This window comes from Pseudomonas sp. PDM02 (assembly GCF_014852285.1).
In the GTDB taxonomy this organism is placed as follows: domain Bacteria; phylum Pseudomonadota; class Gammaproteobacteria; order Pseudomonadales; family Pseudomonadaceae; genus Aquipseudomonas; species Aquipseudomonas migulae.
In genome coordinates, this window is sequence record NZ_JACVBL010000005.1 from 181068 (window position 1) to 201080 (window position 20013).

Here is a 20013-nt window from a genome sequence, read left to right on the forward strand (position 1 = left end):
AGAGTCGGCCATGGGTTCAAGGCTGACCGTAGTCGCGGGCGCCAAACAGGGCCGTACCGATGCGGACCCAAGTGGCGCCTTGGGCGATGGCCGACTCAAGGTCGTGGCTCATGCCCATGGAAAGTGTGTCGAGCGGCAGGTTCAGGCTGGCTTGCAGGCTTTGCACGGCAGCAAAAGCGGCGTCCTGGGCGGCGCGATCTTCCGTCGGCTCGGGAATCGCCATCAGCCCGCGCAGCTTGATGCGCGGCAGTTCGCTGATGGCGTTGGCCAAGGCCGGCAGGTCGGCCGGGGTGCAGCCGGATTTGCTGGCCTCACCGCTGACGTTAACCTGGATGCAGATGTTCAGTGGCGGCAGATCGGCAGGACGTTGTTCGGACAGGCGTTGTGCGATTTTCAAGCGATCCACGGAATGCACCCAAGCGAAGTGCTCGGCGATAGCGCGAGTCTTATTCGATTGAATGGGGCCGATGAAGTGCCAGATCAAGGGCAGGTCGGCCAATTCGAGCTGTTTGCCCAGGGCTTCCTGCAGGTAGTTCTCGCCAAAGTCGCGCAGGCCGGCGGCATGCGCTTCGCGCAGGGCCTCGGCGGGCTTGGTCTTGCTCACGGCCAGGAGGTGAACGCTGTGTTCGTCACGGTGGGCGGCGAGGGCTGCAGCCCGGATGCGTGAACTAACCAGGGCTATGTTGTCTGCTATCGTGGACATTCGATCCTGCCTGAAAAGTGCCTGCACTCGATCATGCGGCGTTAAAACTCGACTCAGAATGCTCATTGACTGACGTCAACTCCGCTTCTTCGCCGACTTTTGCCTTGCCTGATCATCGCTCGGCGACTTTTCAGACTAGGATCAAGACGCCAGCGGGTCTGAGGTTGGCGGCATTCTACTGGAATTGAGGAGTGCTATGGATATCACTGAACTGCTGGCGTTCAGCGCCAAACAAGGAGCGTCCGACTTGCACCTGTCGGCAGGCCTGCCACCGATGATTCGCGTCGACGGCGATGTGCGGCGCATCAATCTGCCAGCCCTGGATCACAAGGAAGTTCAGGAGCTGGTCTACGACATCATGAACGACACCCAGCGTGTGGATTTCGAGAAACACCTGGAAACCGACTTTTCCTTTGAGGTGCCCGGCGTTGCGCGTTTCCGGGTCAATGCGTTCAACCAGAGCCGTGGCGCCGGCGCGGTGTTCCGGACCATTCCGTCGAAGGTCCTGAGCATGGACGACCTCGGGATGGGGGAAGTGTTTCGCAAGATTACCGACTCCCCCCGTGGCCTGGTGCTGGTCACCGGCCCGACCGGTTCCGGCAAGTCCACCACCCTGGCGGCGATGATCGACTACCTGAACAACCATCGTCATCACCACATCCTGACCATTGAAGACCCGATCGAATTCGTCCACGAATCACGCAAATGCCTGATCAATCAGCGCGAAGTCCATCGCGATACCCGCAGCTTCGCTACAGCCTTGCGCTCGGCGTTGCGGGAAGACCCGGATGTGATTCTGGTGGGCGAGATGCGTGATCTGGAGACTATTCGCTTGGCGCTGACGGCTGCCGAGACTGGCCATCTGGTGTTTGGCACGTTGCACACCACGTCGGCGGCGAAAACCATCGACCGGATCGTGGATGTGTTTCCGGGGGATGAGAAGTCGATGGTGCGTTCGATGCTGTCCGAGTCGCTGCTGGCGGTGGTGTCGCAGACGCTGGTGAAGAAAATCGGCGGCGGGAGGATCGCGGCGCACGAAATCATGCTGGGAACGTCGGCGATCCGTAACCTGATCCGCGAGGACAAGGTGGCGCAGATGTACTCGTCGATTCAGACCGGCGGGAATCTGGGGATGCAGACGCTGGATATGTGCTTGAAGGAGTTGGTGACCAAGGGCTTGATCAGCCGCGAGCATGCGCGGGATAAGGCGCGGTCGCCGGATAATTTCTGAGGGGGATTTGTAGTGTTCTCTCTGGCCCTTTCGCGAGCAAGCCCGCTCCCACATTGAAATGCGTTCCAATGTGGGAGCGGGCTTGCTCGCGAAGGGGCCGGCAGGTTCAAATCAAAATCCCGGGTTGGGCCCGGGATTTGGAATCAGCGCTGAACAACCTGCAGCGTGTTCTTCTCTTTAGGCAGAACCCGCTTGGCAACCACGTAGTGGCTTTCCCAGTACGGTTTCTTCAAGGTGTCGATGGTCACCGACTTGCCACGGCGTGGTGCGTGGATGAAGCGGTCGTTGCCCAGGTAAATGGCAACGTGATTGACCCGACGGCTCTTGATGTTGAAGAAAATCAGGTCGCCCGGCTTCAGGTCGCCGCGTTCGACTTTCTCGCCATGACCGCTGGCCATGGCGTTCGAGGTGCGCGGCAGGTCAAACGTGGCGTCGTTGAACGCGTATTTCACCAGGCCGCTGCAATCGAACCCTTTACTTGGGCTGCTGCCGCCCCAACGGTAAGGTGTACCGAGGACGTTGACGGCACGGCTCAGCACATTGCTGCTTTCCTTGGTCGCCATCGGCGGGACAAGCTTGCTGTTGGCTTTGCTCAGCGAAGTCGGTTGCTTGGCAGTTTGTTTGTTTTTGCTCGAAGGAGCAGAAACATGGGATTTTGGGGTGTAACCATTAACGTTAGGAAGACGTTGCTCACGATTGGTGGCGTGGGCGGCCAGTGGCATCAAAAGGCAAATGGTTAGCCATGTCTTGAAAAATGGACGCATTAGGCAAGGCTCGTGTTGGTTAGCGCGAAACTTTATAACAGCTTTTTTTGTCATTCCGAGGCCGTTGGTCGATTCAACCTGGCGGTCAACGGAGCCCAATACGCGGCAAATAGACGCAATTGTCGGACAGAAGTCAGGTGCTATAAGGGTTTGACGGGAGACACGGTAGCATTTGCCATACGTCGGCCACCTGTAAAAAAGTCACAAAGAATTCAAGAATATTTATCTATCGTGTGATTCGAGGCCATTCATGAACACCTATCGACACCCCGTTCCACATCAAGATACCCACAGCAAAGTGATCGGTTACCTGCTGTGGATTTTCGGTTTTACCGGCGCTCACCGCTTTTATTACGGCAAACCGGTGACCGGGACGATCTGGTTTTTCACCCTGGGTTTACTGGGTATCGGCTGGCTGATCGACGTGTTCCTGATCCCGGCCATGGACCGTGAAGCGGACCTGCGTTTCACCGCCGGGCCTATCGAATACAACGTTGCGTGGATTCTGCTGACGTTTCTGGGAGTGTTCGGCGTGCACCGGATGTATCAGGGGAAGTGGATCAGCGGGTTGCTGTACCTGGTGACGGGCGGGTTGTTCTTTCTGGGGGTTTTGTATGACTTCTGGACGCTGAATGACCAGGTTTCCGTGCGTAACGCGCAGAATCGCGGCACTTTCCAGTAAGTCATCGCTAGCAGGCTAGCTCCCACACAGGATCTGTGAACGACACAAATCCCCTGTGGGAGCTAGCCCTGCTAGCGATTGGGACAACGCGGTCTTACGCCTGGTGGCTAATCCGTCCATCCACCAGCGTATAACGCACCACACCCGGCAAGCTATGCCCAATGAACGGGCAGTTCTCACCCTTGGACAGCCAGGTTTCACCAGCCACGGTCGAAGCCGCCGGATCGAACAGCACGATATCCGCCGCACCACCCACCGCCAGTTTCCCCGCCGGCAAGCGCAAGGCTTGCGCAGGCCCGGCACTCAGGCGTGCCAGCAACGTCGGCAGATCGAGCAAACCGTCTTCCACCAGCGTCATCGCCAGCGGCAGCAACAGTTCAACGCTGCTGATCCCCGGCTCAGTCGCACCAAACGGCGCCAGTTTGGCGTCCCGTTCATGTGGCTGGTGATGACTGGAAATCGCCGAAACCACGCCGGATTTCACCGCCTCACGCAAGCCATCGCGGTCAGCGCGGGTGCGCAGCGGTGGCTGGACGTGATAGAGGCTGCTGAAGTCGATCAGCGCTTCATCGGTCAGGATCAGCTGATACAGGGCGACATCCGCCGTCACCGGCAATCCGCGCGCCTGGGCCTGAGCAATCAGGGCCACGCCACGGGCGCTGGTCAACTGGCTGAAGTGCGCGCGCACGCCACTTTGCTCGACCAGCAGCAGATCACGGGCGAGCGCTACGGTTTCTGCGGTTTCCGGAATACCCGGCAAGCCGAGGAAGCTGGCGGTCGGACCTTCATGCGCCAAGCCACCTTCGGCCAGATCATGGTCCTGCGAGTTGAAAATCACCGTCAGGTCAAAGGTCGCCGCGTACTCCAGCGCCCGGCACAGGGTGCGGGTGTTGCGGAAGCTTTCCAGACCGTTGCCGAAGGCCACGCAACCGGCATCGCGCAAAGCCACGAGCTCGGCCAGTTGCTCGCCGTCCAGGCCTTTGCTCAGGGCGCCAATCGGGAACACCTTGGTGTTGCCGGCCTCGCGGGCGCGGTCGAGGATCAGCTCGGCCACGGCCGAGGTGTCCAGCACCGGTTTGGTCTTTGGCGGGCAGCACAGGCTGGTCACGCCACCGGCAGCGGCGGCGCGGGTTTCGCTGACGATCGAACCTTTGCGGCTGTAGCCTGGCTCGCGCAGGGCGACGTTCAGGTCAACCAGCCCCGGTGCGGCCACCAGGCCTTGGGCGTCGATGGTATCGACGGCAACAAAACCGGCGGGTGCGGCGCCAAGGGCGACGATCTTGCAGGCTTCGATGTGGATGTCAGTCACTTGATCCAGCCCGCTGACTGGATCGATCACGCGGGCGCCGAGAATGCTGAGCTTCACTGAACGTTCTCCTGCTCGAATTGGCGCTGGGCAGTCTGCCCGCTCATGGCCATGGACAGCACGGCCATACGAATCGCGATGCCGTAGGTTACCTGGTTGAGAATCACAGAATGCGGACCGTCGGCCACCGCCGACTCAATCTCAACCCCGCGGTTGATCGGCCCTGGGTGCATGACGATGCAGTCCGGTTTGGCCCCGGCCAGGCGCGCGGTGGTCAGGCCGAACAGGCGATAGAACTCGCCTTCGCTCGGCAGCAGGCCGCCGGTCATGCGTTCGCGTTGCAGGCGCAACATGATCACCACGTCAACGTCTTTCAGGCCTTCGGTCATGTCGGTGTAGACCTTCACGCCGTATTGCTCGATGCCGATCGGCAGCAGGGTTTTCGGCGCGATCACGCGGATGTCCGGGCAGCCGAGGGTTTTCAGCGCCAGCATGTTCGAGCGCGCCACCCGCGAGTGCAGGATGTCGCCGACGATGGCCACGGAAAGGTTTTCGAAGCTGCCCTTGTGCCGACGGATCGTCAGCATGTCGAGCATGCCCTGGGTCGGGTGCGCGTGACGGCCGTCGCCGCCGTTGATGATCGCCACTTGCGGGCACACGTGTTCGGCGATGAAGTGCGCGGCGCCGGAATCACCGTGGCGCACGACGAACATGTCGGCGGCCATGGCTTCCAGGTTGCGCAGGGTGTCGAGCAGGGTTTCGCCCTTGCTCGCCGACGATGTCGAGACGTTGAGGGTGATCACGTCCGCCGACAAGCGCTGGGCCGCCAGTTCGAAGGTGGTGCGGGTGCGGGTGGAGTTCTCGAAGAACACGTTGCACACGGTCTTGCCGCGCAGCAACGGGACTTTCTTCACTGCCCGGGCGCCGACTTCGAGGAACGAGTCGGCGGTGTCGAGGATTTCCGTCAGCAGCTCGCGGCGCAAACCGTCGAGCGAGAGGAAGTGGCGCAGCTGGCCCTGATCATTGAGCTGCAGCGGGCGCTTGGTTTCTAGAGGCGTCATCGCGAGGGGGACTCTCAATAGGGCGAATTAAAGGGCGAGGTCTTGCAGTTCGAGCTTGAGTTCCGGACCGGACAGCTTCACGCGCTCGTGGGCGGCCAGCGACAAAGTCGCGCCGACCACGTTCGGGCGGATCGGCAGTTCGCCGGCGTCCAGGTCCAGCAGGCACACCAGCGTCACGCTGGCCGGGCGGCCGTAGTCGAAGAGTTCGTTCATCGCGGCGCGGATGGTGCGGCCGCTCATGAGTACGTCGTCGATCAGCACCAGGTCCTGGCCTTCGATCTCGAACGGCAGCGCCGAAGGGCGCACCTGCGGGTGCAGGCCGTTCTGGCTGAAATCGTCACGGTAGAAAGACACGTCCAGTGTGCCGAGCGGCGCGTCGCTGCCCAGTTCTTCGAGCAACGCCTGGGCAACCCAGACGCCGCCGGTACGAATACCGATGTAGCGCGGTTCGCTGATGCCACGGTGTTCCAGATGTGCCTTGAGACGGATCGCCATCTGGCTGATCAGTTCGGCGGGATTGGGCAGGCTCATGGTTGCTCCTTCTTGGGCCCGGGCCGGGTGCTGCTGGCGGTGGCTCGGGTTGTCGCTATAGAGAGTCGCTTGTTACGGCTCTTCAGGATTCGAACAGTGCGCTGTTTTCATCGAGCCAGCCTTGCAGCAGCAGGGCGGCGGCGATGGCGTCGACCGGGTTGTCGCGGTAACTGCCCTTTTGCCCGCCGCGATCACGTCGTTCGCCCTTGGCTTCAAACGTGGTCAGGCGTTCATCGTGGGTATAGAAGGGCAGGTTGTAGCGGCCGTTGAGTCGGCGGGCGAACTTCTCGGCGCGCAGGCACATGTCGCTGGGCGTGCCGTCCATATTCAACGGCAGGCCGACCACCACGGCATCGGGTTTCCACTCTTTGATCAGCGCTTCGACCTGATTCCAGTCGGGCACGCCGTTTTGTGCCTTCAAGGTGCACAGCTCGCGGGCCTGGCCGGTAATCACCTGGCCGACCGCCACGCCGATCTGTTTGGTGCCGTAGTCGAAACCCAGAATCAGCCGCAGGGCCATCAGGCGTGTCCTGCCTGGCTGGTGAGCAGGCTGAGGTTGACGCCCAGGTGCTTGGCCGCTGCTTCGAGGCGCAGTTCGCTGCTGGTGTTGAACAGGATGTCGGCATCGAACGGGCAGGTCAGCCAGGCGTTCTGCGCCAGCTCGGCCTCAAGCTGCCCGGCTTCCCAGCCTGCGTAACCGAGGGCGATCAGGCTTTTTGCCGGGCCGACGCCATCGGCGATGGCGAACAATACGTCCTGGGAGGTGGACAACGACAGGTCGCCTTCCAGATCAACGGTCGCCTGAAATTGCTTGCCCGACGGGTGCAGGACAAAACCGCGATCGGTCTGCACCGGGCCGCCGATGAAGATCGGCACATGCTGGCAGAGCAGCGGCGGCTCGATATTGGGGCGCAATTGCTCGAGGATATCGGCCAGATTCAGGTCTTGCGGACGGTTGACCACCAGCCCCATGGCACCATTGGCCGTGTGCTCGACGATGTAGGTCAAGGTGTGGGCAAAGTTCGGGTCGGCCATGTGAGGCATGGCGATCAGGAAGTGATGCTTGAGGTAGCTTGGGCTGACGTTCTTCATGAGCGCTAGTGTGGCGTTGGAGGGGCGAACTGACAAGCTGGGGATGCACAGGAAATGCCTGCGTGGGTGTCTTTTTGATGTCTGTTTGCTTGAGGGCCTCTTCGCGGGCAAGCCTCGCTCCTACAGGTTTTGCATGTTCCGCAAACCTGTAGGAGCGAGGCTTGCCCGCGAAGGCGTCGGTCAAAACAACCGCAATCCTTCGGTCAGTTGCTGGAGAGGCGATCGCCGCGCGCAAATTTCCAGGTGCGGATGATTTCCAGTCGGTCGATGTCCGACAAATCCCCGGTAAACGGCGAAAACGGCGCAGCCAGCCGCACAATTCGCTGTGCCGCCTGATCCAGCAGCGGTTGCCCGGATGACTCCAGTACCAATACTTCAAAAAGCGAGCCGTCGCGGTTGATCGAGACCATCAAGCGCAAATTGCCGTAAATCTGTTTGCGCCGCGCTTCATCCGGATAATTGAGGTTGCCGATGCGCTCGACCTTTTTGCGCCATTCATCCTTGTACCAGGCGCCTTTGTCGCGCATGGTCGAGGCCGCGCTCAGGCGGTGGATGCGTGGGCGCTTGGCGTACAGCTGTTGTTCGTTGGCCAGTTCCGCTTCGAGGCTGGCGATGTCGCTGGACAGCTGTTCACTGTCGAACGTCGGCGCGGCGATGGCGGGTTTGGTGGCAGGTTTGGGTTCTTCAGTCTTGGCCGCAGCTTTCTTCGGCTTCGGTGCGACGGTGGTCACGGCAGCCTTGGGCGCTGCTTCCTGGACTTCAGGCTTGGCGGCCGGCGGTGGCGTGACTTTTTGCACCTTGTTGTCCTGGAACGGCGCGACCTCGGTGGTCTTGGGAATCGCCTTTTTATCCAGGGTGCCGCTGCCTTCCTGATTTTCCTGCGCGAGGAAGTCGGCCTTCGCCGGTTTCTTTTCGCTCTTGAAGGTGGCGAGGGTGATTTCCAGGGTTTTGCTGATTTGTTTGGGTTCGACCATCGTAAAGCCGACGCCCAACAGCAAGGCCAGGTGAATCAACGCCGCGAGAAACAGGGTAAATCCGAGGCGATCAGCCGGGCGCACGCCACGATGGGCGAGTTCAGCGGGCAGATCGGACGGAAGTGTCATGACAAGAAAACCAACATCGCGTTTTTCAGAGGCCGCGCATGATAGCGCAATGTTGGTTTCATCTTGGGTGTTCTATATCAACGGGCCTTGAGCTTCTGATCGATGGCATCCATCAACAGGCCGCCGATGTCGGTGCCGAACGCGTTATCAATCTCGCGAATGCAGGTCGGGCTGGTGACGTTGATTTCCGTCAGGTGCTCGCCGATCACGTCGAGACCCACGAACAGCAGGCCTTTCTCGCGCAGGGTCGGGCCGACCTGGGCAGCGATCCAGCGATCCTTGTCGCTCAACGGACGGGCTTCGCCACGACCACCGGCGGCGAGGTTGCCGCGGGTTTCGCCGGCCGCCGGAATCCGCGCCAGGCAATAATCCACCGGCTCGCCGTCGATCATCAGGATGCGTTTGTCGCCATCCTTGATCGCCGGCAGGTACGCCTGGCCCATGATCTGCTGGGTGCCCAGCGCGGTCAGGGTTTCCAGGATCACCGACAGGTTCGGGTCACCTGCGCGATGACGGAAGATCGAGGTGCCGCCCATGCCGTCCAGCGGCTTGAGGATCACATCGCCATGTTTGGCGGCGAATTCACGCAGCACGTCGGCGCGGCGGCTGACCACGGTCGGCGGCGTGCACTGCGGGAACAGGGTGGCGAACAGTTTTTCATTGCAGTCACGCAGGCTCTGCGGCTTGTTGACCACCAGCACGCCCGCGCGCTCGGCTTGCTCGAGCAGGTAAGTGGAGTAGACGAACTCCATGTCGAACGGCGGATCCTTGCGCATCAGGATCACGTCCAGATCGCTCAGCAGCGCGTCGGTCTCGTCTTCCAGCTCGAACCATTTTTCCGGGTTGGCGAAAACTTTCAGCGGCCGCATCCGCGCCCGGGCTTCACCTTCGCCTTGATACAAGTCGCGCTGTTCCATATAGAACAGTTCCCAGCCACGCTTCTGTGCGGCCAGCAGCATGGCCAGCGAGCTATCCTTTTTATAGGAGATGCTGGCAATGGGATCCATGACAATCCCGACGCGAACGCTCATGGGTTTTTCCTCTGAAGTGGGGGAGGCCTATGTAAGTCCCCTGTAGGAGCGAGCCTGCTCGCGATGGACTTCAGGACACCGCGCTTATCCTGTTGGCACGCGTCATCGTTGACGACCATCGCGAGCAGGCTCGCTCCCACAAAAGATCAATCCAAAGGACCGTATAAAAGTGGCGTCAGAGTGGCGCTGAGTGTGTTCCCGGTCAAGGAAAAACCACTTCAAAGGACGCCCGATAGATTGCATTTGGAGACTGTGCTAAAAAGGCTGCCATGTCGTGCTGGCCCTTGAGTATCAAGGGTTTCAAGCCGCCGGTAACCGGAAAACGGACAATTTGATTCGCAAAGGCGACGGTAGAGCATTTATGGGCCAGCATTCCAGCGCCTTGAAGGTCATGGTGATCGACGATTCGAAGACGATTCGTCGCACCGCCGAAACGCTGTTGAAGAATGTGGGTTGTGAAGTCATTACGGCCATCGATGGTTTCGATGCGCTGGCAAAGATTGCCGATCATCATCCCGGCATCATCTTTGTCGACATCATGATGCCGCGTCTGGATGGCTATCAGACCTGCGCTTTAATCAAGAACAACAGTGCGTTCAAGTCCACGCCAGTGATCATGCTGTCGTCCAAGGACGGGTTGTTCGACAAGGCCAAGGGGCGCATCGTCGGCTCCGACCAGTTTTTGACCAAGCCTTTCAGCAAGGAAGAACTGCTTAACGCGATCCAGGCCCATGTACCGGGCTTCGCCGCCGTTTTGCCGCAGTAGGACACGCACAGTGACGCTCGGCCAGCGGGCCCGGCGTCGACAAGAATGGGGAAAACCATGGCACGTATTCTGATCGTCGATGATTCGCCGACCGAAATGTACAAACTGACCGGCATGCTGGAAAAGCACGGTCATGAAGTGTTGAAAGCCGAAAACGGCGCCGACGGCGTGGCCCTGGCCCGTCAGGAAAAACCCGACGCCGTGCTGATGGACATCGTCATGCCCGGCCTCAACGGTTTCCAGGCGACCCGTCAATTGACCAAAGACCCGGAAACCGGGCACATCCCGGTGATCATCATCACCACCAAGGATCAGGAAACCGACAAGGTCTGGGGCACGCGCCAGGGCGCCAAGGATTACCTGACCAAACCGGTCGACGAAGACACCCTGATCAAAACCCTGAACAACGTGCTGGCCGGTTGATCACCCGACCATGACCGAGTCGTTGACCGCCTTCGAACTGCTGCTGCAGATCGACCAGCGCTGTCGTCTGCTGGCGGCGGATCTGCCGTCGCAGCCAACCCGACAGGACAGTTGGAGCGGCATCGGTTTTCGTTTGGGCGAGGCGTGGTACGTCGCGCCGATGGGTGAAGTCAGCGAAGTCCTGCATGAACCGCGCTTCACCCAGTTGCCGGGGGTCAAGCCTTGGGTCAAGGGCGTGGCCAACCTGCGTGGGCGTTTGCTGCCGATGATGGATTTGAGTGCCTTCTTCGGGCATGAATTATCGGCGGTGCGCAAGCAGCGGCGGGTGCTGGTGGTGGAGCATAACGAGGTGTTTGCCGGGTTGATGGTCGATGAGGTGTTCGGCCTTCAGCACTTTGCCCAGGACAGCCTGGAGCCGGTGGATAACTTGAGTGGCCCGATTGCACCGTTCATCAAGGGCCGGTTTCAGCGTGAGCAGAATTGGCAGGTGTTCAGCCCGTTTGCGCTGGTGCGGTCGCAAAGCTTCATGCATGTAGCGCTGTAAACGCGGCAACGCCGATCCTGTAGGAGCGAGGCTTGCCCGCGAAGAACGATAACGCGGTATTCCTGCAAGACCGCTTCGCCTGCTTCGCGGGCAAGCCTCGCTCCTACAGGGGCTTGGGTGAATTGGGTAGTACAGGCGAGGACCGATGATAAAAGCTAAAACAGGCAAGCCAGAAGGATCGCGCAGCCGCTCGCAGATCATCGCGCTGTTCATCGCGCTGATTGTCTTCATCATGCTGCTGTTCGCCAACTTCGCTTACCTCAACACCCAGGCCTCGTACGATAAACAGTACATCGGCCACGCCGGTGAGCTGCGCGTGCTGTCCCAGCGCATCGCCAAAAACGCCACTGAAGCCGCCGCCGGCAAGGCTGCGGCCTTCAAGTTGCTCAGCGATGCGCGCAACGATTTTGCCCAGCGCTGGGGTTATCTGAAGAAGGGCGACCCTTCCACCGGGCTACCGCCGGCACCGTCCGCCGTGCGCCCGGAAATGCGCGCCGTGCAGCTGGATTGGGAGCGCGTGCTGAAAAACACCGACGCGATCCTCTCCAGCGAACAGACGGTTTTGTCGCTGCATCAAGTCGCCGCCACCCTCGCTGAAACCGTGCCGCAGTTGCAGGTCGAGTACGAAAAAGTCGTCGAAATACTCCTGCAACGCGGCGCGCCCGCCGCTCAGGTGGCGATGGCCCAGCGTCAGTCGTTGTTGGCCGAACGTATCCTCGGTGCGGTAAACACTGTGCTGTCCGGCGACGAAAATTCGCAACAGGCCGCCGACGCGTTTGGCCGCGACGCTGCGCGTTTCGGCCTGGTGCTCACGGGTATGCTCCAGGGCAATCCGGCACTGAAAGTCAGCCAGGTCGAAGACCACGATGCCCGTGCCCGGTTGATCGAGATTTCCGAACTGTTCGAATTCGTCTCCGGTTCGGTGGATGAAATCCTCGAAACCTCGCCGGAACTGTTCAAGGTCCGCGAATCGGCGACCAACATATTCAGCCTGTCGCAAACCCTGCTCGACGAAGCCTCGCACCTGGCCTCCGGGTTCGAAAACCTCGCCAGCGGGCGCAATACAGACACCATTGGCGGCTACGTGCTGGGTCTGGCGGCGCTGATGTCGATCATCCTTATCGGGATGGTGATGGTGCGCGAAACCAATCGTCAGTTGCGCGAAACCGCCGAGAAGAACGAGCGCAACCAGAACGCGATCATGCGCCTGCTCGACGAAATCGAAGACCTGGCCGACGGCGACCTGACCGTGACCGCTTCGGTGACCGAAGATTTCACCGGGACCATCGCCGATTCGATCAACTATTCCGTGGACCAGCTGCGCGATCTGGTGGCGACGATCAACCTCACCGCCGGCCAGGTCGCCGCCGCTGTGCAGGAAACCCAGGCCACGGCCATGCACCTGGCGCAGGCCTCGGAGCATCAGGCGCAACAAATCAGCGAAGCCTCCACCGCGATCAACGACATGGCGCAGTCCATCGATCAGGTGTCGGCCAACGCCGCGGAATCCTCGGCGGTGGCCGAGCGCTCGGTGGAAATCGCCAACAAGGGCAACGAGGTGGTGCACAACACCATCCACGGCATGGACAACATTCGCGAGCAGATCCAGGACACCGCCAAGCGCATCAAGCGCCTGGGCGAGTCTTCGCAAGAGATCGGCGACATTGTCAGCCTGATCGATGACATTGCCGACCAGACCAACATTCTTGCACTCAACGCCGCGATCCAGGCCTCCATGGCCGGTGATGCCGGGCGCGGTTTTGCGGTGGTGGCCGACGAGGTGCAACGGTTGGCCGAGCGCTCGTCCGCCGCGACGCGGCAGATCGAAACCCTGGTGCGGGCGATCCAGGCCGACACCAACGAAGCGGTGATTTCCATGGAGCAGACCACCACCGAAGTGGTGCGTGGCGCGCGTCTGGCGCAGGATGCCGGTGTGGCTCTGGAAGAAATCGAAGGCGTATCGAAAACCCTCGCGGCGTTGATCCAGAGTATTTCCAACGCGGCACAACAGCAGACGTCTTCGGCCGGGCAGATTTCCCTGACGATGAACGTGATCCAGCAGATCACCACGCAGACCTCGTCCGGTTCCACCGCTACGGCCGAGAGCATCGGCAACCTGGCGAAAATGGCCAGCCAGCTGCGACGTTCGGTGTCCGGTTTCACCTTGCCGGCCGCCAAGGCGCAGACTGTGGATAAAGTGTGAGGCGCCCGAGGGCGTTCGAACGATGAACGGAGTGGTTATGGGTGATCGGCACGACTATGTGGCCCTCGAATGGGTCAAAGGCGAGATTGCCGAAACACTGAAAGTGGCTCACCAGGCGATTGAAACGTTGCTTGATGACCCTCAGGCGACGCACGCCCTCAGTGAATGCCTGGCGTGCATCCATCAGGTTCACGGCAGCTTGCAGATGGTCGAGTTCTACGGCGCGGCCCTGCTCGCCGAAGAAATGGAACAACTGACCGCCGCCTTGCAGCAGAACCGCGTCATTCATCGCGACGAGGCGATCCACTTGTTGCTGCAAGCGATCGGTCAGCTGCCGATCTATCTCGACCGCGTACAAGGCGCGCGCCGCGACCTGCCGCTGGTGGTGTTGCCGTTGATCAACGACCTGCGCAGTGCCCGTGGCGAAAGCCTGTTATCGGAAACCAGCCTGTTCACCCCGCAATTACCGGACTTGCCGCCACTGGATGACGAGGCGCTGGCGCTGCTGGAGCCGGCGGACCTGCCGAACGTGCTGCGCAAATTGCGCCAGATGTTGCAGATGGCCCTGGTCGGGTTGCTGCGCGAGCAGGATGACGACACCCATCTCGGTTACCTGAGCACCGTATTTTCACGCCTTGAAGGGCTGTGCGGGAATGCGCCGCTGAGCCCGTTGTGGCACGTTGCCTCGGCACTGGTCGAAGGCATGCGCGGCGGCTCGATCGCCAACAGCCCGGCCCTGCGCAGCCTGTTCAAGGACGCCGACAAAGAACTCAAGCGCCTGCTTGAACAGGGCATGTCCGCGATCAATCAGCCGGCGCCGCCGGAGTTGCTCAAGAGTTTGCTGTTTTACATCGCCAAAGCCGAACACCCCACCGGGCAGATGCTGACCATGAAAGATCGCTATGGACTGGACGATGCGCTGCCTGACAGCGCGATGGTCGACGAAGAACGGGCGCGGCTGGCCGGCCCAGATCGTGATGCCATGCGCTCGGTGCTGGCCGCGCTGTGCGAAGAACTGGTGCGGGTCAAAGAACGCCTCGACCTGTTCGTGCGCAGCGACCGCCAGCATGCCTCGGACCTCGATAGCTTGCTGGCGCCCTTGCGGCAAATCGCCGACACCCTGGCGGTGCTCGGTTTCGGCCAGCCGCGCAAGGTCATCATCGATCAGCTTGCGGTGGTGTTGAGCCTCGCTCAGGGGCAACGCGAACCCAACGACGCGATCCTGATGGATGTCGCCGGCGCCTTGCTCTACGTCGAGGCGACGCTCGCGGGGATGGTCGGCACGGTCGAACCGGAGAGCCAGGAAGACAGCCGCCTGCCGACCACCGACCTGACGCAGATCCACCAGATCGTGATCAAGGAAGCACGCATCTGCCTGCAGCAGGCCAAGGACATGATCGTCGACTACATCGACGCCGACTGGGACCGCCAGCATTTGCAACCGTTGCCGGCCTTGCTCACCCAGGTGCGCGGCGCGCTGGCGATGATCCCGCTGAGCCGTGCGGCGAGCCTGATCGACGCCTGCAACCATTTTATCCGCGAGCATCTGCTGCTGGACCCGGACCAGCCTGGCTGGCAGGCGCTGGACAGCCTGGCCGACGTCATCACCAGCATCGAGTATTACCTTGAACGCCTGAGCGACGACGCTGAAGCGTCCGGTGAACAATTGCTCGACGTTGCGGAAAAGAGCCTGGCAGCGCTCGGCTTTTTCCCCAGCGAACACAATGTCCCTGTGCTGGATGAAGTGCTCAGCCCGAGTGAGGCGCAGGTGATGCAGGACCAGCAGGAACTGGACGATCCCGACGTCGTCCAGACCCTGGCCGATGTCCTCGCCAACCCGGTGTCGGCGGTCAATCCACCCGCCCTGAATACGCCGGGCAGCCTGTTGCCACCGCCTCCGGGTGAAGAACCGGTGGACGATGAACTGCGCGAAGTCTTCCTCGAAGAAACTGACGAGGTCCTGGAAATCCTCCGGGAATACTTGCCGCGCTGGGCGGCCAACCCCGAGAGCGAATCGACCCTGGGCGAACTGCGCCGAGCTTTCCACACCCTCAAAGGCAGTGGCCGGATGGTGCGCGCGCTGGTGCTGGGTGAGCTGGCGTGGGCCGTGGAAAACCTGCTCAACCGCGTGCTGGAGCGCAGCGTTGAGCCGGGGCAGGCGGTGCAGCAACTGCTCGGCGATGTGCTGAACCTGCTGCCGGAACTGGTGGCTGAATTTGCCGGCAATGCTCAGCGACAGCGCAACGACGTCGACCAATTGGCCGCCCGTGCCCACGCGCTCGCCAAGGGTGACAAGCCGTTGGCCGATGAGGACGTGCAGGATGTCGCCGCCCTCGATCCGTTGCTGCTGGAGATCTTCCGCAACGAAGCCGAAACCCATCTGGCCAGCCTCAACCGCTTCCTCGATCAGGCCGCCGAACATGTGCCGTTGCAGGCCAGCGACGAACTGCAACGTGCCTTGCACACGCTCAAAGGCAGCGCCTCGATGGCCGGCGTGTTGCCGATTGCCGAGCTGGCGACGCCGCTGGACAAGCTGGCCCGTGAATACAAGGCGCACCTGATCGCGCTGGACCTCGACGAAGTCGAACTGCTGCTGGAAGCCGAAGGCGTGTTCCGCGTCGGGCTGCGACAGCTCAAGGTCGATCCGTTGGCCGAGATTCCCGGGGCCCGTTCGTTGATCGAAAGAACCCAGGCGCTGCTGGCTGAACGCCTGGAAGCCCTGTTGAGCACGCCGAGCATGGCGCTCAGAACCAAGCGCGATCCGCAGTTGATCAACAATTTCCTGGCCCAGGGCATGGACATCCTGCTGGACGCCGAAAGCCTGTTGCAGCGTTGGCAGCAGCACCCCGGTGAACGTCAGGAACTCAGTGCGCTGTTGGATGAATTGACTACCCTCGGCGAAGGCGCGCACTTGGCCGATCTGCATCCGGTGGATGAGCTTTGTGAAGCCTTGCTCGATCTCTACGGCGCCGTGGAAGAAAGCAGCCTGGCGGTCAGCGAGGCGTTTTTCCATGAGGCGCAAAGTGCCCACGAAGCGCTGATCAACATGCTCGACGAACTCGCGGCCGGTCAGGAAGTCAGCCCGCAACCGGAGCGCATCCGGGCCTTGCGCGGCTTGCTCGATGAGAGCCTCGACCCATCGGCCATGGGCCTGATCCGCAGCGACGGCAGCCGCACCCTGAGCATTCGCGAACTGGGCGACGCCACCGCCGAACTTGAGCGCGCGCTACCCCCTGTAGGAGCCGGCTTGCTGGCGATGGATTCACAGACTCCGCGTTTATCCGATGAAAACGCGTCATCGTTAACGACCATCGCCAGCAAGCCGGCTCCTACAGAGAGCAGCGCTGTTGATCTGGACGACGAGATCGTTTCGATCTTCCTCGAAGAGGCGGTGGACATCCTCGAAAGCGCCGGTCAGGCCTTGCAGCGCTGGTTGAAAGACCCGGACAACGCCGCGCCGTTGTTGTCGTTGCAGCGGGATCTGCACACGCTCAAGGGCGGTGCGCGGATGGCCGAAGTCGAGCCGGTCGCAGGCCTCGCCCATGAGCTGGAAAGCCTTTACGAAGGGCTTGTCGATCGCCGTTACAGCCACAACGAAACTCTGGCGCAGCTGTTGCAACAGAGCCATGACCGACTGGCGCAACTGCTTGAGCAATTGCAGCACCACAAGCCGCTGGGTGATCCGGGTGAGCTGATCGAAGCCATTCGCCAGTTCCGCCAAGGCAACGCCAGTGCGCCAGACGTCGCCGAGCCTGTGCGGGCCGAGGACTCGCCGGGGCATGATCCGGAATTGCTGGAGATCTTCCTCGAGGAAGGTTTCGACATCATCGAAAACTCCGGCGCTGCGCTGGTTCGCTGGCAGGCCGAACCTGCCAATCGTCAGGAAATGGAAACCCTGCTGCGCGATCTGCACACCCTCAAGGGCGGTGCGCGGATGGTGGAAATCGGCCCGATCGGCGACCTCGCCCATGAGCTGGAATTTCTCTACGAAGGCTTGTCCGCCGGTGTGTTGAAACCGACCGCCGCGCTGTTCGGCCTGCTGCAAAGCAGCCATGACCGACTGGCGCAGATGCTCGACGCGACCCGCGCCGGTCAGCCGTTGCCACCAGCGGATCGGCTGATCGACGCGATCAGGAATTTCAGCCATCCGGAAGTGCTGGAAACATCCATTGCCGCACCGGTTGCACCCAAGGTCGAGCCGCTTGCGCCACAAGCCGATACCGGTGCCGACATGGTCAAGGTCTCGGCGGAACTGCTCGACGATCTGGTTAACCTGGCCGGGGAAACTTCGATCTTCCGTGGCCGCATCGAACAGCAGGTCAACGATGCGCGCGTGGCGCTGAACGAAATGGAAACCACCATCGAGCGCATGCGCGATCAATTGCGCCGGCTCGATACCGAAACCCAGGGCAGGATTCTCAGTCGCCAGCAAGTCGACGCCGAACGCTCGGGCTACGAAGAATTCGATCCGCTGGAAATGGACCGTCACTCGCAGTTGCAGCAGCTGTCGCGGGCGCTGTTCGAATCCGCTTCCGACCTGCTCGACCTCAAGGAAACCCTCGACCGGCGCAATCAGGACGCGGAGAACCTGCTGCAACAGCAAGGCCGCATCAACACCGAATTGCAGGAAGGTCTGATGCGCTCGCGCATGGTGCCGTTCGAGCGGATGTTGCCGCGCTTGAAGCGCATCGTCCGCCAGGTCTCCAGCGAGTTGGGCAAGGAGGTGGAATTCGTGGTCGGCAACGCCGAAGGCGAGATGGACCGCAACGTCCTCGAACGCATGGCCGCGCCGCTGGAACACATGCTGCGCAACGCCGTCGACCATGGCCTCGAATCCGCCGAAGTGCGCATCGCGGCCGGGAAACCGGCGCAAGGGCGGATCACCCTCGACCTGTCCCGCGAGGGCGGCGACATCATTTTCGACATCCGCGACGACGGCGCCGGCGTGCCGCTGGACGCGGTGCGGCGCAAGGCAGTCAAGCGCGGGTTGCTCGCCGCTGACAGCGACATCAGCGACCGCGACGTGCTGCAGTTCATCCTGCAACCGGGGTTCTCCACGGCCGAGAAAATCACCCAGATTTCCGGGCGCGGCGTGGGCATGGACGTGGTTCATGAAGAAGTCCGGCAACTCGGCGGCACGATGAGCATCGACTCTGTGGCGGGGCAGGGCGTGCATTTCCGCATTCGCCTGCCGTTCACCGTGTCGGTCAACCGGGCGCTGATGGTGCAGTGCGGTGAGGATCAATATGCGATCCCGCTGAACACCATCGACGGCATCGTGCGCGTGCTACCCAATGAACTCGAAGGGCATTACCGGCTCGATCCGCCGACTTACAAATACGCCGGGCAGCACTATGAACTGTGCTACCTCGGTGAACTGCTGAAAACCAGCACACGCCCGAAACTGTTGGGCCAGAGCCTGCCGTTGCCGGTGTTGCTGGTGCAATGCAACGAGCGCCACATCGCCGTGCAAGTCGATGCCATGGCCGGCACCCGCGAAATTGTGGTGAAAAGCCTCGGCCCACAATTTGCGGCGGTGCAGGGTTTGTCCGGGGCGACGATTCTGGGCGATGGCCGCGTGGTGCTGATTCTCGATCTGCTGGCGCCGATCCGTGCGATGCAGGCGCAGGTGCCGCAGCGACGGCTGCTTCAAGACCCTGAACCCGAGCCGCACAAGCCCTTGCTGGTCATGGTGGTCGACGACTCGGTCACCGTGCGCAAGGTCACCAGTCGTTTACTCGAACGCCACGGCATGAACGTACTGACGGCCAAGGACGGCGTTGATGCCATGCTGCTGCTCGAAGACCACATGCCGGACCTGATGCTGCTGGACATCGAAATGCCGCGCATGGACGGTTTCGAAGTCGCCACCCAGGTGCGCGCCGACGAGCGACTGCAACACCTGCCGATCATCATGATCACCTCACGCACCGGCCAGAAACACCGCGACCGCGCCATGACCATCGGCGTCAACGACTACCTCGGCAAGCCGTATCAGGAATCGGTGCTGCTCGAAAGCATCGCCCTGTGGAGCAAAACCCATGCTTGAGCATCGCACCAGCAACCTCACCGGGCTGCTGCTACCCCTGGCCGACCGCAACCTGATTTTGCCCAACGTCGCGGTAGCGGAGTTGATCGACTATCAGCCGGGGGCTTTCGATCTCGATACTCCGCCGTGGTACCTGGGGCGGGTGAGTTGGCGGGAGCGGCAGATTCCGTTGCTCAGTTTTGAGTCGGCGTGCGGCGATAAAATCGTCATTGGCGAGCGCGCGCGGATCGTGATTCTCAATGCCCTGGGCGGGCGGCCTGAGCTGAAATTTATCGCGTTGCTGGTGCAGGGGATTCCTCGTTCCTACAAGCTCGACAGTCAGCTCAGCTATGTGGATGTGCCGTTATGTGCGCTGGAACAGGCGGCGGTGCAGGTGGGCGATCAAGTGGCCAAGGTGCCTGACTTGCTGGCGCTGGAGGAGTTGCTTGTGAGTGCCGGGTTGACCTGACTGGCCCCTTCGCGGGCAAGCCTCGCTCCTACAATGGATCGGGGCGCACACAATACCCCTGTAGGAGCGAGGCTTG

Annotated in this window: 18 protein-coding genes; 8 read left to right on the top strand and 10 right to left on the bottom strand. The window is 61.3% G+C overall.

What is annotated here, in order from left to right; all coding sequences use genetic code 11:
- Window positions 1–16 precede the first annotated feature (16 nt).
- Window positions 17–703 carry a YggS family pyridoxal phosphate-dependent enzyme gene (locus IB245_RS10950; protein ID WP_192227549.1) on the bottom strand — a complete coding sequence of 229 codons (687 nt, stop codon included), beginning with the start codon at window positions 701–703 and terminating at the stop codon, window positions 17–19.
- A 196-nt stretch (window positions 704–899) separates the two neighbouring features.
- On the opposite strand from IB245_RS10950, the gene IB245_RS10955 reads away from it, so the two are divergent.
- Entirely contained in the window at window positions 900–1934 is a 1035-nt protein-coding gene (locus IB245_RS10955) for a type IV pilus twitching motility protein PilT (RefSeq protein WP_192227550.1), read from the top strand.
- A gap of 143 nt (window positions 1935–2077) precedes the next feature.
- On the opposite strand, the gene IB245_RS10960 is transcribed toward IB245_RS10955, so the two are convergent.
- Entirely contained in the window at window positions 2078–2698 is a 621-nt protein-coding gene (locus IB245_RS10960) for a C40 family peptidase (RefSeq protein ID WP_008036675.1), read from the bottom strand.
- A gap of 250 nt (window positions 2699–2948) precedes the next feature.
- Here IB245_RS10960 and IB245_RS10965 point away from each other — a divergent pair, with 250 nt between their 5' ends.
- A complete protein-coding gene (locus IB245_RS10965) occupies window positions 2949–3380 on the top strand; it encodes an NINE protein (protein WP_008026184.1) in 432 nt (143 codons plus the stop codon).
- Between the two features lie 94 nt (window positions 3381–3474).
- Here the strand turns inward: IB245_RS10965 and IB245_RS10970 are convergent, their stop codons facing one another.
- The 8 genes from IB245_RS10970 to IB245_RS11005 form a co-directional block, all read right to left on the bottom strand.
- Window positions 3475–4746 (bottom strand): dihydroorotase, encoded by a 1272-nt coding sequence (locus tag IB245_RS10970; protein ID WP_008026186.1) that lies wholly within the window; start codon window positions 4744–4746, stop codon window positions 3475–3477.
- Window positions 4743–5747, bottom strand: a complete 1005-nt coding sequence (locus IB245_RS10975) for an aspartate carbamoyltransferase catalytic subunit (RefSeq protein ID WP_008026189.1) — start codon at window positions 5745–5747, stop codon at window positions 4743–4745. Before IB245_RS10975 ends, IB245_RS10970 begins: the two co-directional genes overlap by 4 nt.
- A 27-nt stretch (window positions 5748–5774) precedes the next feature.
- Window positions 5775–6278, bottom strand: coding sequence for a bifunctional pyr operon transcriptional regulator/uracil phosphoribosyltransferase PyrR (gene pyrR, locus IB245_RS10980; RefSeq protein WP_008026190.1), 504 nt, complete (start codon window positions 6276–6278; stop codon window positions 5775–5777).
- Between the two features lie 82 nt (window positions 6279–6360).
- On the bottom strand, window positions 6361–6798 hold the full coding sequence (ruvX, locus tag IB245_RS10985; protein ID WP_007945492.1) for a Holliday junction resolvase RuvX: 438 nt from the start codon (window positions 6796–6798) through the stop codon (window positions 6361–6363).
- Window positions 6798–7370, bottom strand: coding sequence for a YqgE/AlgH family protein (locus tag IB245_RS10990; RefSeq protein WP_032832312.1), 573 nt, complete (start codon window positions 7368–7370; stop codon window positions 6798–6800). The genes ruvX and IB245_RS10990 overlap by 1 nt, the downstream gene beginning before the upstream one ends.
- A 203-nt stretch (window positions 7371–7573) precedes the next feature.
- Window positions 7574–8473 carry an energy transducer TonB gene (locus IB245_RS10995; protein WP_008026197.1) on the bottom strand — a complete coding sequence of 300 codons (900 nt, stop codon included), beginning with the start codon at window positions 8471–8473 and terminating at the stop codon, window positions 7574–7576.
- A gap of 77 nt (window positions 8474–8550) precedes the next feature.
- Window positions 8551–9504, bottom strand: coding sequence for a glutathione synthase (gshB, locus tag IB245_RS11000; protein WP_008026199.1), 954 nt, complete (start codon window positions 9502–9504; stop codon window positions 8551–8553).
- Between the two features lie 202 nt (window positions 9505–9706).
- Window positions 9707–9877, bottom strand: coding sequence for a hypothetical protein (locus tag IB245_RS11005; RefSeq protein WP_157214348.1), 171 nt, complete (start codon window positions 9875–9877; stop codon window positions 9707–9709).
- Between IB245_RS11005 and pilG the strand changes: the two genes are divergently transcribed.
- The 6 genes from pilG to IB245_RS11035 all read left to right on the top strand — a co-directional run bounded on the left by pilG (window position 9866) and on the right by IB245_RS11035 (window position 19937).
- Entirely contained in the window at window positions 9866–10270 is a 405-nt protein-coding gene (gene pilG, locus IB245_RS11010) for a twitching motility response regulator PilG (protein WP_008026200.1), read from the top strand. The genes IB245_RS11005 and pilG overlap by 12 nt on opposite strands.
- A 57-nt stretch (window positions 10271–10327) precedes the next feature.
- Entirely contained in the window at window positions 10328–10693 is a 366-nt protein-coding gene (pilH, locus tag IB245_RS11015) for a twitching motility response regulator PilH (protein ID WP_007897961.1), read from the top strand.
- Between the two features lie 10 nt (window positions 10694–10703).
- Window positions 10704–11237 (top strand): chemotaxis protein CheW, encoded by a 534-nt coding sequence (locus IB245_RS11020; RefSeq protein WP_008026202.1) that lies wholly within the window; start codon window positions 10704–10706, stop codon window positions 11235–11237.
- Between the two features lie 145 nt (window positions 11238–11382).
- The gene (locus IB245_RS11025; RefSeq protein ID WP_008026203.1) at window positions 11383–13440 is read left to right on the top strand and encodes a methyl-accepting chemotaxis protein; all 2058 of its coding nucleotides are present in this window, start codon (window positions 11383–11385) and stop codon (window positions 13438–13440) included.
- Window positions 13441–13477: 37 nt separating this feature from the next.
- Window positions 13478–19489 (top strand): Hpt domain-containing protein, encoded by a 6012-nt coding sequence (locus tag IB245_RS11030; protein ID WP_192227551.1) that lies wholly within the window; start codon window positions 13478–13480, stop codon window positions 19487–19489.
- Window positions 19482–19937, top strand: coding sequence for a chemotaxis protein CheW (locus IB245_RS11035; protein ID WP_008045056.1), 456 nt, complete (start codon window positions 19482–19484; stop codon window positions 19935–19937). Before IB245_RS11030 ends, IB245_RS11035 begins: the two co-directional genes overlap by 8 nt.
- The last annotated feature ends 76 nt before the right edge of the window (window positions 19938–20013 follow it).